Source organism: Bacillus sp. FSL W7-1034 (genome assembly GCF_038593365.1).
GTDB lineage: Bacteria > Bacillota > Bacilli > Bacillales > Bacillaceae > Bacillus > Bacillus altitudinis.
Window position 1 is genome coordinate 2,455,260 of record NZ_CP151989.1, and the last position, 16,430, is coordinate 2,471,689.

Genomic DNA, 16,430 nt, shown 5'->3' on the forward strand with positions numbered 1-16,430 from the left:
TTTCTAATTCATGAATCGGCGAACAGAGTAAATGTCTTTGATTTGTTTAATGCGTTCTACCACTTTGTGCAAATGGTTAATATTTTGGATAAAGATCGCCATATGGATCGTCGCCACTTTGTTACGATCAGACTTACCAGAAACCGATGAGATGTTCGTTTTGGTTTCGTTGACTGCTTGAAGCACCTCATTAAGTAAGCCGCGTCTGTCATATCCTAATATTTCGATTTCCACATTGTATTCTTTACGGTTTCGAGCAGGCTGTTCATGCTCCCACTCAACCGGGATTAACCGTTCCTGCGCTTCTCCTGTCTTTACGTTCGGACAGTCATCACGGTGAACAGATACGCCACGGCCTTTTGTAATAAAGCCAACAATGCTATCACCAGGAACAGGATTACAACACTTAGATAAACGGACAAGCAAGTTATCAATGCCTTTCACTCGCACGCCAGCTTCTCGTTTTTTCCCGTGATATGGTTTTGACTCTACAGACACTTCTTGAACGGTTTTCTCTTGTTCTTCCTGATCTCTTTGTTTTCTTTCTTTTTCCGTTAAACGATTCGCCACTTGGAGTGCCGTAATTCCGTTATAACCGACAGCTGCATACATGTCCTCTTCATTTGAGAAATTAAATTTATCGGCCACTTTTTGCAGATTTTCAGCGGTCAAAATGTCTTTGACATCGAACTCAAGGTTTTTGATTTCTTTCTCCACAAGTTCTCGGCCTTTTTCGACATTTTCTTCACGGCGCTGTTTCTTGAAAAACTGTCTGATCTTGTGCTTCGCTTGAGAGGTTTGGGCAAGTTTGACCCAATCCTGGCTTGGTCCATAGCTATGCTTAGAAGTCAGAATTTCAATAATATCACCTGTTTTTAGCTTATGATCAAGTGTGACCATTTTACCGTTGACTTTGGCTCCGATTGTTTTATTCCCAATTTCCGAATGAATCCGGTATGAGAAATCAATTGGTACGGAACCAGACGGTAGCTCGATGACGTCTCCTTTTGGTGTAAATACAAACACCATATCAGAGAAAAGATCAATTTTTAACGATTCCATAAATTCTTCCGCATCTGTGGATTCATTTTGGAATTCAAGGATTTCTCTAAACCAAGACAGCTTCTTCTGGAAAACGGCTTCTTCCGTCGATTCTGCTGACTCTTTGCCTTCTTTATACGCCCAGTGTGCCGCAATTCCGTATTCCGCAATTTCGTGCATTTCCACTGTACGAATCTGAACTTCAAGCGGGTCCCCTTTTGGACCAATCACCGTTGTATGAAGAGACTGATACATGTTCGGCTTTGGCATCGCAATATAATCCTTAAATCTGCCTGGCATCGGCTTCCAGCATGTATGGATAATACCAAGTACCGCATAGCAGTCTTTAATGCTGTCAACCAAAATACGTACAGCCAGCAAATCATATATTTCATTAAATTGCTTATTTTGCATGACCATTTTTCGATAAATACTATAAATATGTTTCGGTCTGCCGGAGAATTCAGCCTTAATGTTCACCTCAGACACGCGGTCTTTTACTTCATTGACAACCTCGTCCAAGTATTCCTCACGTTCCGCTCGTTTACGCTTCATGAGATTCACAATTCGGTAGTATTGCTGCGGATTTAAATAGCGGAGGGCTGTATCTTCAAGCTCCCACTTAATCTTTGAAATCCCTAATCTGTGCGCAAGCGGTGCAAAGATCTCAAGGGTTTCATTTGAAATTCTTCGCTGCTTTTCCTGCGGAAGGTGTTTGAGTGTTCTCATATTGTGAAGACGGTCTGCCAGCTTAATTAAGATGACGCGAATATCCTGCGCCATTGCAACAAACATTTTACGATGGTTTTCAGCCTGTTGTTCTTCTTGTGATTTATATTTAATCTTTCCGAGCTTTGTCACACCATCAACAAGCATGGCTACTTCTTCGTTAAAATGCTCTTTTAAATCTTCTAATGTCACATCCGTGTCTTCGACAACATCATGCAAGAAGCCGCCAGCAATGGTCGAAGGGTCCATTTCAAGATCAACAAGAATTCCCGCCACTTGAATAGGATGGATAATATAGGGCTCACCGGATTTCCGGTATTGCTCCTTGTGAGCATTTTCAGCATATTCGTATGCACGCTCTATAAATTGAATATGTTCAGCGGACAGGTATTCTCTTGCCTTATCAATGACCTGCTGCGCCGTTAAAACTTGTTCGTTCGCCATGGAATCACCTTTTTAAATGAAAACTGTATTGTAGTTTATTATCAAGAAAAATTCGATAGATGTAAAGAGAAGAAGTCCGCTAAAAGATTTTTGATAGGAAAAAAGCACCCTTCTTACTGAGTGCTTTTTGCGTAAAACTCCATTAGTATTGCATTAACGTCAAGATGTCGTAACCGTCAAGCTTCTTTCTGCCATCAAGATACGTCAGCTCAATTAAAAATGCAATCCCTGCCACAACGCCGCCTAATTCCTCAACCAGCTTGATGGATGCTTCAATCGTTCCACCTGTCGCAAGCAAATCATCTGTGATCAGTACACGCTGACCAGGACGAATTGCATCTTTATGAATCGTTAATACATCTTTACCGTATTCCAAACCGTAATCGACTTTGATGACTTCACGAGGAAGCTTTCCTTCTTTACGAACTGGGGCAAAACCTACACCAAGTGCGTATGCTACAGGGCAGCCAATAATGAATCCACGCGCTTCAGGTCCAACAATAAGATCAATGTCTCTTTCCTTCGCGTATTCAACGATTTGATCCGTTGCATAACGGTACACTTCGCCTTTATCCATTAACGTTGTAATATCTTTAAATTGTACACCTTCCTTTGGGTAGTCAGGTACAACTGTCACATATTGTTTTAAATCCATCTTTTCCTTTTCCTCCTCGTACGTCAAAGCACAGGTGAGACTTCGCTCATCATGCTATTCAGCCATTCCTTCAGCTCTTTGGCTGAGGAATATGTTAGTGTTTGATCGAGTTCCATCAATCGTTGTTTTGCTGTATAAGACGATGATGCGGTTAAATCTTTTTTAGGGGCATCACGCACTATTGACAGCACACCATTCTCTATTTTAACAAAACCGAGTTCAAAAAACACCTTTGTCATAAAAATGATTGTATCTTTTGTCCAACCTCTATGTTTGGCAAGCTCCATGCCTTGTTCTTTAATAGGAAAACTTCCCCGTTTGAACAAGAACCCATAAAACCATTTGAATTGATCACGGCTCGGGAATGAGGACATAAAGTGATCTTCTTTCCGCTGAAACACCGTATAAATTCTTGCTGGTTGTTGATTTTCTAAAAGCAGCTTGAGCAAGTGTTCATCGGCAGGAACATCGGCAAAGATCACATACTTTTCCTGCACATCAAACGTGGATACATTTTCTGCATCAATAAGGTGAATCGGAATATCGACCAGCTCCGATTGCCTTTTTGTTTCTTCGTCAAAACAGAAGACCATCGTTTTTGCGGGATCAAGTGTTGATACTTTCTTTTCCCAATCTTTTTTCCCGCGTAAATCAAACAGCTGCCATTCATCGACTCTAGCGTCTTTTAGCATGAGCTGAGGTTTCTTTCGGTTATTCCATTCATTAATCGAGACCTCGCCAACGACAGAGATTTGACTCCCTGGGACAAGTTCTTCTTTTAGCTTGCCTTGGTGAAAACCGACACAGTCGAGCAGCTTGTCTTCGTCTTTTAGTGACATTTTAATGTGATTTTGATTGGCCCCGATCGTTCGGATGTCTTCAAGCTGGGCGTCTTCAATCATAATGAACGGCTTAGGATTCTGCATGCCAAACGGGGACAGCAGTCCCACTTCTTCAATGGCTTGCACCGTCATTTCGTCCACTTTACATACTGCATCGACCCGTTGAATTGGAATGAAATCTTCTTCAGTCAACGTTTCGTTTGCATATTGATTCAATCTTTCCCTAAGTAAAGGAACATCATCCGCTCGAAGTGTCATTCCTGCTGCCATCGGGTGTCCACCGAAATGCGGCAGGATGTCACGGCACTTGCTCAAATGGAAAAATAAATCAAAGCCAGGAATACTTCGGGCTGACCCTTTCGCCATCTGCGTTTCTTCATCTATTCCAAGCACAATCGCCGGACGAGAAAATGTATCCGTCAATTTTGAAGCAACAATGCCGACAACGCCTGGATTCCAGCCAGCTTTTGCTACGACGATAGCAGACTGGTCAGCGCCTGTCTCTTCGACCATTTGAATGGCTTCTTCCGTGATCGTACTCACAATTTTCTGCCGTTCTTTGTTCAATTCTTGTACAAAACGAGCGAGTTCTTCTGCTTCATCCATATCCTCAGTCATGAGAAGATGAACAGCCGGATCTGCCTGCTCAATTCGTCCAACAGCATTCAGCCTTGGCGCAATTTGAAAGCCGACCGTCTCCTCATTTGCTTCTTCAAGAGTGGCGCCTGCTTCTTTTAATAACGCTTTTAACCCAGGCCGTCTAGATTGACGAAGCTGCATCAGGCCTTTTTTGGCAAGCCATCTATTTTCATCATGCAGCGGGACAAGATCTGCAATTGTACCGATTGCAGCAAGATCTAATAATTCTACTGGGAGTTTACCGAGGAGTGCATGTGCCACTTTAAACGCCACACCGACACCCGCCAGCTCTTTAAACGGATACTCACACCCTGGCTGCTTAGGATGTACAATCGCAAGTGCCTCAGGCAGTTCCTCGCTTGGTTCATGGTGATCTGTGATGATCAGGTCTAATCCTATTTCTTTTGCAATACGTGCTTCATTTACAGCAGCGATCCCTGTATCCACAGTGATGACAAGCGATGCTCCTTGCTCTTTGATATATCGGAAAGCCTGTTCGTTTGGCCCATATCCTTCTTTAAATCGATCTGGAATATAAAAGTCTACCTTCGCAGATCGTTCTTTAAGTGTATGTAAAAGTACAGAAGTACTTGTCACACCATCTGCATCATAATCTCCGAAGATCACAATCGATTCCTGCTCTTCGATCGCTTTGTTGATGCGCTCTACTGCTTCTTTCATTCCTTTTAATAAGAATGGATCATGAAATTCGGCTTTTTGATCAAATAAAAAAGACCTCGCTTCTTCTACTTCTTCGAGCCCTCTTTGTACAAGAAGTGATGCAGTCAGCGCTGAAATATTCAGATTTTCAGAGAGTGATTTCACTTTTTCTTCGCTAGGATGTTCATATTCCCAACGCATTTTGGATAATAACATAAATTCACCCCTCAACCACACTATTATACTAGAGTGGACTGAGGGGTTTCAATTTTTATTTTATGAAATTGTACTGGAAGATTATTTTTCCTTCCGGTCAAAAGACGCTGGCTGTTCTTTTAAAGGTGTGACATTCGTTTTCTTTTGAACGTCTTTGTCTACCTTTTTTGGAGAAGCAGTAGGGGCAGTCACAGTGGCTGCACGTTCAGCTTTTAATGCTTTTAATTCACGTTTTAGTTTCACAATTTGGAAAATCCCCGCAAAAGCCACAATGAGTCCGCCCATCAGAACAGAACCGATAATGACAAGGATCAGCGGCCATTCAGCCGTTCCAAATAAGTAGTCTACCTGTACAGGCCGCACGTTAATAACAGCAAATACTGAGACAATTAATACGAAAATAAATGCGAGTATGATGGTCCATTGTTGTTTATTCATCTACAAATCCCCCAAGCTTTTTCTTTTATTCTTCCCTCTTTCTTGTCCTTTTTAAACACAGAAAGAACATGGTGGAAGGTTTTCTATCAGCATGGGCGCTTAGCTGCTGAGTTTTTCTTTAATAAGGCTCTTTAATTCTTTTCTTTCTCCAGAGATGACAAGGGTGTCTCCTTCTTCAATCACCGTATCTGGTCCTGGGTTTAAAATTTTCTCATGTGATTTTCTCACAATGGCGATGACTGTTACTTGATAATTTTGGCGAACACTCAGGTCTCCGATCGTCTGGTTAACAGCCGGTGCGTTCTTTTCAATCTTAAACCATTCAATGATGAGTTCATCAATGGCCACCTCCACTGTCTCAAGCGCTTTTGGTTTATAGACCATGCCGCCTAAAATAGCCGAGATTTGTCTTGCTTCTTCATCGCTAAGCAAGATACCAGAAATACATTCTTCGTGATCATCTTCTTGAAAATGATACATCTCTCTTCTGCCGTCATCATGTGTGATAATGGCAAGCTTCTCATTATTTCTTGTGATCATTTCGGCTTTGTGACCGATACCTGGCAGTTCAGTTTCCCGAACCTTCATAACAGCCCCTCCAATGAATAAAAGCCAAATGCCCCAAACGGACACTTGCTTTCTATACTGATCTAAACGTATGTCATTATAGCAAAAGACCATTTCAAGATCAATGAAACCCGAAATGTTTTTACATATCATCTTATTGTTGTGACGATGACAAATATGATGCATGAAAAAAAGACTGCCAAGCTGGCAGTCTTTCTTGTTTAAATATCTTGTTCTGTGTCGATTTTAGTCGGCTTTTTCAGCTCACGACCTTTCCATATCAGCCAAATTTGCGCCGCAATGTATAGGGATGAATACACCCCTGTTAATAGACCGACAAGTAAGGCAATGGAGAAGTTTGTAATAGATGCTGAACCGAAAATGAGAAGTGCAATCACCACTACAAGTACAGTGAGTACAGTGTTCACAGAACGCGTAAAGGTTTGCTGTAAACTTAAATTCACAATGTACGATAAATCTTCGATCGTTTTCGGTTTGCGTTTCTTCATTTGCTCACGCACCCTGTCGAAGGTGACAATCGTGTCATTGATCGAGTACCCAATGACCGTGAGTATCGCTGCAATGAAGGTGACATCCACCTCTAAGCGCGTAATACTAAAGAAGGCAACGATAAAGAATGCATCGTAAAGCAGAGAGACAATCGCTGCAATCGCCATTTTATACTCAAATCGGACGGATACATATAAGATAATCCCGATCGAAGCAATGATGACAGCGTATAATGCGTTACGCGCAAGCTCTTTTCCGACTGTCGGAGACACTGTACTTACGTTAGGCTCCGTTCCGTATTTATCTTTGAAGTAATCTTTCACTTCAGCAATTTTTTCTTTATTCGGAACACCGACAAATCGAGCTGCTGCTTGATTTTCTTTTTGCCCCGATAACACAACACTGTCTGTCTCAAGGTCTAGCTTTTTAAAATCTTGCTCCACCTGTTCTGTTGACAGTTTATGGTCACTTTGAATATCAACTCTAGTACCACTTGCAAAGTCAATACCTGCATTGAGCTTGAAGATCGACAGCACAATGATTCCAGCAATGGTAATGGCTGCTGAGAAAATCATAAAGCCTTTACGTTTGCTGACGAAATCCCATTTATCAAATGGTGTTTTCGGTTCAGTATTTTCAGTTGTTTCATGAATATCAATGATGTCTTTCTGACGAACACCAAACCAGCCTTTTCTGCGATCGAGATAGCGGCTTTCTACAAGTAAGCCAAGAAGGAATCTTGATAGGAAGACAGCCGTGATAAAGCTTGTCAAAATTGATAGGATAAGCATGGTTGCAAACCCTTTGACAGAGCTTGTTCCAAAGAAGAATAGAACCCCGCCGGCAATAATACTTGTTAAGTTTGCATCAAAGATCGTGGCAAACGATCTGCGGTTACCCGATCTGAAAGCAGAACGGACAGATTTACCGAGCTTGAGCTCTTCTTTAATCCGCTCATACGTAATAATGTTGGCATCGACAGCCATCCCTACCCCAAGAATCAATGCAGCGATTCCAGGCAGTGTCATGACTGCACCCATCCAGTCAAAGACTTGCAATGTGATATAGATATAAGCTGACAGTGTAATGACAGCAACAAGACCTGGTAATCGGTAATAAAACAGCATGAATAAGAAGATAAATGCTATTCCTACAATTCCTGCGAAGACTGTTTCGTTTAGTGCTTGCTCACCAAACTGTGCACTCACAGATGTTGAATATTTTTCGGTTAATTTTACTGGCAATGCGCCGGCATTTAAAATGCTCGCAAGGTCTTTTGCCTCTTGAACCGTAAAGTTTCCTTCGATTTGTACGTCACTGCTGTTAATTTCTTGGTTTACATTCGGCGCAGATACATACTTATGATTTGATTTAGAGACTTCTTTTTTGAAGGAATCTCCCTTATGATAATCAAGCCAAATGACAAGCTGATTGTTTGGTGCCATCGCTGCTACTTTTTTTGTCACGTCACCAAACTTTTTCGCATCCTTTAGTTTGACCGTCACGATCGGCTCATTCGTTTGATTGAATGTTTGTTTTGCACCATTTTCAACAAGATCAGATCCGTTTAGAAGCTCTTTGTCATTCGTATCTCTGAAGGAAAGCTGTGCTTCAGTCGATAGAATTTCCCGTGCTCTGTTTTGATCTTTTACACCCGCAAGCTGTACGCGGATACGGTTGTTTCCTTCAATCGAAATGTTCGGCTCACTGACCCCAAGCACGTTGGCTCTTCGGTTTAAAGCCTCTACTGTACTGACGAGAACACCATTTGTGATCTTGTCTTCTTTTTTCACTGGGTGTACATCATACAGAACCTCAAATCCACCCTGTAAGTCCAGCCCTAGCGTCATATCTTTCGCAACGGGCTTCGTTAATAAGCCCACACCAGTTCCGATTAACAGAACCACTAAGAAAAACGCAAGTATGCGCCCTTTTTTCATTATGTATTTCCTCCTTAAACACCTGAATCCATTTAGATGGCTTATTTCAACAGTTCGTCCAGCATATTCTTGCCATCTTCACTGTCCAAAAAAGCAGACGTTTTAAACGACTGAACGGTTGCATAGTTCATAAATTCGCCAATTTTCACAGATAAAATATCTGCAACCATTTCATGAATCGGATACTCTTGTTTTTTCTTCCACTTCTTATTCTCTAAGTATGACCATAATTCCTCTAAATCTACATCTTTATAGCCCAAAACGATGAATTCTTCAAGCTTACTGAACAGAAAAGGCTTTAGATGGTCTTTGTATATAGCAGCCGGATGTTGTGTCATTGTGAGGCTCCCCCTTTTCAGTTTTTTATCGAGAGACTTGTCATGCTTGGACGATATACACGCATATCTTATTGTATATGATTCTATGTCGTTTGAGAAGGCAGGTGATCTGTGATTTGACGAAGCAAACGTTTTTAAAAGGGACGATTATTTTAATTTTAGCAGGTTTTATTACAAGAATATTGGGTTTTGTCAATCGAATTGTGATTGCAAGGTTCATTGGTGAAGAAGGCGTAGGGCTTTATATGATGGCAGCGCCTACCTTTTTTCTCGCCGTGACGCTGACACAATTCGGACTTCCTGTTGCTATTAGTAAGCTAGTCGCAGAAGCAGAAGCCCGTGGTGACAAACAGAAAACAAAACGCATTCTAGTGATGTCCCTTGCAATAACAGGAACACTCAGCCTGATTTTCACGCCGCTCTTTTTATGGTTTGCCCCTATTATGGCGGAAAATATGCTGACAGATCCTAGAACGGTCTATCCTCTGCTTGCCATTACACCCGTCGTACCCGTTATTGCGATCTCTAGTGTGTTAAGGGGCTATTTCCAAGGAAGACAACAAATGAGCCCGCTTGCGATGTCGCAAGTACTAGAACAGGTCGCAAGAATTTCACTCGTGGCAGTATGTACAACAGCGTTCCTGCCTTATGGAATTGAATACGCAGCAGCAGGCGCTATGATTTCATCTGTCATCGGGGAAATGATTTCACTTGCTTACTTACTGATTGCCTTTCGTTATAAAAAGACCATCCGTATCCGAAAACGTTTTTTCAAGGCAATTCATGATGGGAAGGATACGTTTAAGCAGCTCATGAGTATTGCCCTGCCAACGACAGGCAGCCGTTTCATCGGCAATATCTCTTGGTTTTTAGAACCGATTGTAGTCGCGCAAAGCCTTGCGATTGCCGGTTATGCAGCTGTGGAAGCAACAAGGCAGTATGGAGAATTGACGGGACTTGCGCTCACCCTTTTGACACTTCCTAGTTTTATCACGTATTCTCTCTCCACCGCACTAGTTCCAGCGATTAGTGAAGGGATGGAACAGAACAAACGCAAAACGGTCGAATACCGGCTCAAGCAGGCGATGCGCCTTTGTTTATTAAGCGGGGGCATTTCATGTATTATCCTTTTCGTGTATGCAGAAAATTTAACCCTCTTCATGTATGGTTCATCTCATGCCGCTGTCTATGTAAAATTCATGGCGCCCTTCTTTTTGCTCTATTACTTTCAAGGGCCGCTGCAGGCTGTCCTGCAAGCATTAAATTTAGCGGGGGCAGCGATGACCAACAGTTTGATAGGAGCTGTTGTGAAAACAGGCATGATCTTTGTTCTTGCTTCACAGCCAAGCTTTGGCATTATGGGCGCAGCGCTTGCGATCCTCATTGGCATCGTTCTTGTCACGTTGCTCCATGCGGCAACTGTCGGTAAAGTGCTGCCTATTCATTTACCATTAAAAGAATATGGACTTTGCGTCCTTGTGATCATCGGCACTGGGGCAGTCAGCTTATGGATGAAACATCAAGCGAGCGGACTCTTTTCCGCACCTTTAGAGCTTGTCATGATGATCTTTTTGACGTGCGTGCTGTATGTCATTCTATTAATCTGTCTTGGGCTAGTGAAACGAGAAGAGCTGCGCCGCATCCCGTTTATTGGGAAGCTGCTGTAGCTCATCTTTTCTTTATAATTTCATCTTTCAAATCAATATAAAAATTCTTCTGATTAAAGCTACAGTAAGAGATTTGCTCGATATCATGATAGCCTCTTTTGGCAAGCTCCTTTATCAGCCACTGTTCATCATGGTTGATCTGCTTGAGATGATCATGCTGAACCACACCGTCTGCAATAAGCGGGAGCTCAAGCGCTGCATGTTTGCGCTTGTTTTCTTTTTCAACAACGGCGAGCTTTCCTGAAGGCTCTAAGATGGCATATGAGACATCCTGGATACTATCGATGTTATTTTCTCTTAATTGAATCAGCAAATCATCAAAATTGTATCGCTGTTTTCTCATCGCACCCTCGTCTATTTTTCCGTTGATGATGAGCAGGGCCGGCTTACCGTCGAGAAAACGCCGGACACCTTGAAATTTTAATGACAAATAGGCAAGGGTGATTTGAATGAAGGTTAACAGCAGGATCGGCCATACTGTATGTAACATGTGATCCTCTACTTCTTCTATGGCGAGCACCGCAATTTCAGCGATCATCATAAAGATAACAAGATCTAAAATACTCAGTTCCCCAATCTCCCTTTTGCCCATTAAACGAAAGATAAACCAAATGAGAAAATATAAAATGATCGTTCTCATGGAGATAATTAAGATGTCCTGCATATGATGTAAACCCTCCTTCTCCACCATAGCTTGTGTCAAAACACTTTATTTATGTAGAAAAGAAAGCCTCGGTTTTTATCACGAGAAACATGTCTATTTTTTCTTCTCCGTGAATACATTTTAGTAAAAGACAAGCTTCGGTCAATTGGAGAGGAGACGAATCACATGCAGGAAACGAAACAAATAGGAAAAGGCATTTTATCTGGCTTAATTGCTATTTTTGTCGTGATGATTGTCACAAGCTTACTTGTATCACTGATGCTTACCTTCACAAGTATGCAGGAATCATCGTTTAAATGGATGATCATGATCTTGTCCTTTGCGGCACTTTTTCTAGGAGGAATGATTTCTGGAGGGAAAGCAAAGGAACGGGGCTGGCTCATTGGCGCCATGACCTCTTTTATCTTTTCACTCACTGTTTTTTTATTTCAATATTTAGGGTTTGGAGAAACCTTTTCACCAGAACAATTCATCTATCATGCAGCCTTTTTGGGAATTTGTATGCTAGGGGGAATGATTGGCGTTAATCTTCGGGGCAAATAAAAAAAGAGCGAATGATATCGCTCTTTTTTTATCGCTATGTATTGGAGGATTAACCTTTGTCAGCTAATTCTCTAATAGCACGTCGGTCGAAAGTTAAACGGTTGTTTTCGCTTGTTTTGATGACCACTTTTGATTCATCAATGTAGTCGATTTCACCGTGTAAACCACCGATTGTGACGATTTTATCGCCTTTTGATAAAGATTGCTGCATCTGACGCACAGCTTTTTGTTGCTTTTGCTGTGGACGGATTAACAAGAAGTAAAGCACAGCAAACATGACAACAATCATAATGATTGAACCCATACCACCATCCATTCTATCTCACCCCTTTCTAAAGCATTGTAAAGCTTTTCGTTTATGCGTTAAAAGTTTTTCGCATTCGGCTTGTTAAAGCCATAACGCTCAAAAAACTCTTCTCTAAAATCACCTAAACGATCCTCACGGATAGCTTCTCTCACTTGCTCCATTAATTTTAACAGAAAATGAAGATTATGATAAGTTGTTAATCGAATTCCGAACGTCTCATTTGTACGGATCAAATGTCTAATATAAGCGCGTGTGTAATTTTTACATGTGTAGCAGTCACAGTTTTCATCGATTGGTCTGAAATCACGCTCATATTTAGCATTTTTCACAACAAGGCGTCCTTCACTTGTCATGAGCGTACCGTTTCTGGCAATTCGCGTTGGCAGTACACAGTCAAACATATCGACACCGCGAATCGCGCCGTCAATTAATGAATCTGGTGAGCCGACACCCATTAAGTACCTTGGCTTGTCATCCGGTAAAAATGGCGTTGTGAACTCCAGCACTCGGTTCATCACGTCTTTTGGTTCACCAACAGATAAACCTCCAATGGCATAGCCTGGGAAATCAAGTGAAACAAGATCTTTTGCACTTTGTTTACGAAGCTCTTCGTATTCTCCGCCCTGTACAATGCCAAACAGTCCTTGATCCTCTGGACGCTGGTGCGCTGTTAAGCAGCGCTCTGCCCATCTGCTTGTCCGCTCTACAGAACGTTTCATATAATCGTACTCTGCTGGGTACGGAGGACATTCGTCAAATGCCATCATAATATCTGAGCCGAGCGCATTTTGAATCTCCATCGCTTTTTCAGGAGAAAGGAACAACTTATCTCCATTTAAGTGATTACGGAAGTGAACGCCTTCCTCTTCAATTTTTCTAAATTCACTTAAAGAAAACACTTGGAAACCGCCTGAATCAGTGAGAATCGCTCGATCCCAGTTCATAAATTTGTGCAGGCCGCCTGCTTCTTTGACAATGTCATGCCCCGGGCGCAGCCATAGATGATACGTATTGCTTAAAATAATGCCTGCTTCCATTGCTTTTAACTCTTCAGGCGCCATTGTTTTCACTGTAGCCAGTGTACCAACTGGCATAAATACAGGTGTTTCAAAGGAGCCGTGCGGTGTATGAACGCGCCCAAGACGTGCACCTGTTTGTTTGCATGATTTAATGAACTCATAACGTATCGGTAATTGCGACAAAAATGAGCCCTCCTGTCTTTGTTGTATGATGTTATTGAATCAGCATGGCATCGCCAAAACTGAAGAATCGATATTCCTCTTTTACAGCCTCATTGTACGCTTTTAGGACGTGTTCTCGTCCAGCTAATGCACTGACAAGCATAATTAAAGACGATTTTGGCAAGTGGAAATTCGTGATCATGCCATCAATTGCCTTAAATGTATAGCCTGGATAAATAAAAATCGACGTCCAGCCGCTTGACGCTTTGAATTCACCATCATAAGCACTTGCAATGGTTTCAAGCGTTCTTGTCGAAGTTGTTCCGACTGAAATAATCCGCCCGCCTTCTTTGCGCACGCGATTAAGTTCTTCTGCCGTTTCTTCATTCATTTCGTAAAACTCTGCGTGCATTTCATGTTCTTCAATGCGTTCAGCACTGACCGGCCGAAATGTGCCAAGCCCTACATGGAGCGTAATAAACGCAATATGCACTCCTTTTGCTTTCAGTGCATCCAGCAGTTCATTTGTAAAGTGAAGACCGGCAGTAGGCGCAGCAGCCGAACCAACCTCTTTGGAATAAACGGTTTGATAACGCTCACGATCGTCAAGTTGCTCTTTAATGTACGGAGGCAGCGGCATTTCACCTAAAGATTCAAGTACTTCATAAAAAATGCCTGTATACTGAAACTCAACTTTTCTTCCGCCATGTTCCAGTTCTTCTGTACATACTGCTTTTAATCGTCCATCACCAAATGTAATGACTGTTCCGTTTTTCACACGTTTTGCTGGTTTTACGAGCGTTTCCCATTTGTCTCCTTCTTCTTGTTTCAAAAGAAGCAGCTCCACTTTAGCACCCGTATCCTCTTTCGTTCCAAACAGACGTGCAGGCAATACACGAGTATTGTTTAAAACGAGACAATCACCCTTTTGAAAGTAATCTGTGATTTGCGAGAATGTATCATGTGTGATGTCACCTGTTTGTTTATGTAACACCATCAGTCTTGATGCATCTCGTTTTTCAAGCGGCACTTGTGCAATCAATCTTTCTGGTAAATCAAAATCAAATAGTTCTAACTTCATTTCCTTCACCTATTCTGTAGTTAACTAGTTAACGTTATTTCATCCGTCCGAAGACATTGAGTAAAATGGTTAGGACGATGCTAATGACAATGCATGTAATCACAGGAAAAAAGAACGTTACGTTCCCTTTTTTCACGAAAATATCGCCTGGAAGTTTCCCAACCAATTGAAACACTAAACCTGCGGCAAAAAGGACACCACCTAAAATCATCAACATTTTAGGGAATTCAGTCACGAATCGGAACCTCCATATGAAAATGTTCATACGCTTCTCTTGTGACGACCCGCCCTCTTGGTGTTCTTTGCAGAAAACCAATTTGCAGTAAATACGGTTCGTACACATCTTCAATCGTATGTGATTCTTCTCCAATTGTCGCTGAGATCGTATCAAGTCCTACAGGACCGCCTCTAAATTTTTCAATCATACTTAAAAGCAGCTTATGATCGATATGATCAAGTCCGAGTCTGTCAACTTGCAGACGCTCAAGAGCATCTTCTGCAATGTCTTGTGTGATCGCATGATTTCCGAGCACCTGCGCAAAATCTCTTACTCTTCTGAGCAAACGATTGGCGACCCTCGGTGTGCCTCTAGATCTTCTTGCAATCTCTTCAGCTGAACGAATGTCGATCCCAATCTCAAACAGCTCGGCTGTTCTTGCTACAATGTGAGCCAAATCTCTTTGCTCATAGTATTCCAATCTTGCATGAACTCCAAACCTATCACGAAGCGGCGCTGTTAAAAGCCCAACACGGGTTGTAGCACCTACAAGCGTAAATGGCGGTAAATCAAGCCGCACAGAGCGTGCTGTATCTCCTTTTCCAATCACGATATCTAGACAAAAGTCTTCCATCGCTGGATATAGCACTTCCTCTATTGAACGCTGCAAGCGATGAATTTCATCAATAAACAGAACATCGCCAGGTTCAAGAGATGTTAAGATTGCCGCCAAATCGCCAGGGCGTTCAATCGCTGGTCCAGATGTTGTACGCAGCTGAACATTCATTTCATTGGCAATGATCGACGCAAGCGTTGTTTTCCCAAGTCCCGGCGGTCCATATAAAAGGACGTGATCCAGTGTTTCCTGCCTCATCCGGGCAGCTTCAATAAATACGCTGAGATTATCCTTTACTTTCTGCTGGCCAATATATTGACTAAGCGTCTGTGGACGCAGACTTTGCTCAATGGCTGATTCATGGTTGTCTGCTTCAGTTGAGACGAGCCGTTCATCCATGAGACATCACCCTATTTCAACATTTTTTGTAAAGCTTTTTTCACATATTGATCGGTTGTAAGATTCTTCTCTTCTTTTAATAAAGGAAGAACCTTTTTGATTTCACGATCACCATACCCAAGGACACTTAGAGCTTCAACCGCTTCATCTAAAGCGCTTTGCTGCGTTTCAATTTGAATATGATCCTCGTGGTTAAATAAGTTTCCTATCATTTCAGGCACCACATCTGCGAGCTTCCCTTTCAGATCTAGAATGATCTGACGTGCTGTTTTTTTGCCAACACCCGGGAATTTAATGAGGAAAGCTTCATCCTCTCGTTCGATCGCTGAAATGACAGCGCCAGGGTCACCGGAAGCAAGAATCGCAAGCGCACCCTTCGGTCCAATCCCTGTGACATTTAACAGTTTTGTGAACAACGCTTTTTCTTCTCGTGTTTGGAATCCATATAACGAAAAAGCGTCTTCCTTTATGTAATGATACGTATAAATCGTTTCTTGTTTTGTTACTCGATAGATAAACGGATTTGGGGTATAGACTTGATATCCCACTCCGCCGTTTTCAATGACAACATATTGCGGGCACACATAATCAATGGTCCCTTTTACAAACTCTATCACCGTTTTCACCTCTTTGACTGTTCTCCATTGTAACATAAATCGAAGAGAAAACCGTAATAAAAGTTAACATACGTTCGCTCAGCCTTTTTTCATAGTTAACCCATGAAAAAGAGCTTGCG

Annotated in this window: 16 protein-coding genes; 2 read left to right on the forward strand and 14 right to left on the reverse strand. The window is 42.0% G+C overall.

All coding sequences use genetic code 11. From position 1 onward, the window contains the following. Positions 1 to 3 precede the first annotated feature (3 nt). The 7 genes from NST73_RS12670 to NST73_RS12700 all read right to left on the reverse strand — a co-directional run bounded on the left by NST73_RS12670 (position 4) and on the right by NST73_RS12700 (position 9,019). Positions 4 to 2,214, reverse strand: a complete 2,211-nt coding sequence (locus NST73_RS12670) for a bifunctional (p)ppGpp synthetase/guanosine-3',5'-bis(diphosphate) 3'-pyrophosphohydrolase (protein WP_008342726.1) — start codon at positions 2,212 to 2,214, stop codon at positions 4 to 6. Positions 2,215 to 2,356: 142 nt separating this feature from the next. Further along, positions 2,357 to 2,869 (reverse strand): adenine phosphoribosyltransferase, encoded by a 513-nt coding sequence (locus tag NST73_RS12675; protein WP_008342729.1) that lies wholly within the window; start codon positions 2,867 to 2,869, stop codon positions 2,357 to 2,359. Between the two features lie 23 nt (positions 2,870 to 2,892). Continuing rightward, a complete protein-coding gene (gene recJ, locus NST73_RS12680; protein WP_342499121.1) occupies positions 2,893 to 5,226 on the reverse strand; it encodes a single-stranded-DNA-specific exonuclease RecJ in 2,334 nt (777 codons plus the stop codon). A gap of 81 nt (positions 5,227 to 5,307) precedes the next feature. Next, positions 5,308 to 5,664: a lipopolysaccharide assembly protein LapA domain-containing protein gene (locus NST73_RS12685; RefSeq protein WP_025207709.1), complete on the reverse strand. Its 357-nt coding sequence runs from the start codon at positions 5,662 to 5,664 to the stop codon at positions 5,308 to 5,310. A 99-nt stretch (positions 5,665 to 5,763) separates the two neighbouring features. Beyond that, positions 5,764 to 6,252, reverse strand: a complete 489-nt coding sequence (locus tag NST73_RS12690) for a cation:proton antiporter regulatory subunit (RefSeq protein WP_008342734.1) — start codon at positions 6,250 to 6,252, stop codon at positions 5,764 to 5,766. A gap of 200 nt (positions 6,253 to 6,452) precedes the next feature. Further along, entirely contained in the window at positions 6,453 to 8,681 is a 2,229-nt protein-coding gene (secDF, locus tag NST73_RS12695; RefSeq protein WP_342499122.1) for a protein translocase subunit SecDF, read from the reverse strand. 41 nt (positions 8,682 to 8,722) lie between these two features. After that, on the reverse strand, positions 8,723 to 9,019 hold the full coding sequence (locus tag NST73_RS12700) for a post-transcriptional regulator (RefSeq protein WP_003216788.1): 297 nt from the start codon (positions 9,017 to 9,019) through the stop codon (positions 8,723 to 8,725). Positions 9,020 to 9,135: 116 nt separating this feature from the next. Between NST73_RS12700 and spoVB the strand changes: the two genes are divergently transcribed. Then, positions 9,136 to 10,686 carry a stage V sporulation protein B gene (gene spoVB, locus NST73_RS12705; protein ID WP_019743030.1) on the forward strand — a complete coding sequence of 517 codons (1,551 nt, stop codon included), beginning with the start codon at positions 9,136 to 9,138 and terminating at the stop codon, positions 10,684 to 10,686. A gap of 1 nt (position 10,687) precedes the next feature. On the opposite strand, the gene NST73_RS12710 is transcribed toward spoVB, so the two are convergent. Continuing rightward, on the reverse strand, positions 10,688 to 11,350 hold the full coding sequence (locus NST73_RS12710; RefSeq protein ID WP_024718383.1) for a DUF421 domain-containing protein: 663 nt from the start codon (positions 11,348 to 11,350) through the stop codon (positions 10,688 to 10,690). Positions 11,351 to 11,515: 165 nt separating this feature from the next. Here NST73_RS12710 and NST73_RS12715 point away from each other — a divergent pair, with 165 nt between their 5' ends. Beyond that, positions 11,516 to 11,893, forward strand: coding sequence for a TIGR04086 family membrane protein (locus NST73_RS12715; RefSeq protein WP_007501492.1), 378 nt, complete (start codon positions 11,516 to 11,518; stop codon positions 11,891 to 11,893). Positions 11,894 to 11,942: 49 nt separating this feature from the next. On the opposite strand, the gene yajC is transcribed toward NST73_RS12715, so the two are convergent. From yajC to ruvA, 6 genes are read right to left on the reverse strand one after another with little or no spacing between them, the layout of a single operon-like run. Then, positions 11,943 to 12,209: a preprotein translocase subunit YajC gene (gene yajC, locus NST73_RS12720; RefSeq protein ID WP_003216659.1), complete on the reverse strand. Its 267-nt coding sequence runs from the start codon at positions 12,207 to 12,209 to the stop codon at positions 11,943 to 11,945. A 47-nt stretch (positions 12,210 to 12,256) separates the two neighbouring features. Then, positions 12,257 to 13,402 (reverse strand): tRNA guanosine(34) transglycosylase Tgt, encoded by a 1,146-nt coding sequence (gene tgt, locus NST73_RS12725; RefSeq protein ID WP_008342748.1) that lies wholly within the window; start codon positions 13,400 to 13,402, stop codon positions 12,257 to 12,259. Between the two features lie 31 nt (positions 13,403 to 13,433). Further along, positions 13,434 to 14,462 carry a tRNA preQ1(34) S-adenosylmethionine ribosyltransferase-isomerase QueA gene (gene queA / locus NST73_RS12730; RefSeq protein ID WP_039167059.1) on the reverse strand — a complete coding sequence of 343 codons (1,029 nt, stop codon included), beginning with the start codon at positions 14,460 to 14,462 and terminating at the stop codon, positions 13,434 to 13,436. 34 nt (positions 14,463 to 14,496) lie between these two features. Continuing rightward, complete coding sequence (locus NST73_RS12735) at positions 14,497 to 14,697, reverse strand: DUF2905 domain-containing protein (RefSeq protein ID WP_008342752.1); 201 nt, start codon at positions 14,695 to 14,697, stop codon at positions 14,497 to 14,499. After that, the gene (gene ruvB / locus NST73_RS12740; protein ID WP_007501501.1) at positions 14,690 to 15,694 is read right to left on the reverse strand and encodes a Holliday junction branch migration DNA helicase RuvB; all 1,005 of its coding nucleotides are present in this window, start codon (positions 15,692 to 15,694) and stop codon (positions 14,690 to 14,692) included. The genes NST73_RS12735 and ruvB overlap by 8 nt, the downstream gene beginning before the upstream one ends. 11 nt (positions 15,695 to 15,705) lie before the next feature. Further along, positions 15,706 to 16,311 carry a Holliday junction branch migration protein RuvA gene (gene ruvA, locus NST73_RS12745; RefSeq protein ID WP_017358123.1) on the reverse strand — a complete coding sequence of 202 codons (606 nt, stop codon included), beginning with the start codon at positions 16,309 to 16,311 and terminating at the stop codon, positions 15,706 to 15,708. Positions 16,312 to 16,430: the final 119 nt, after the last annotated feature.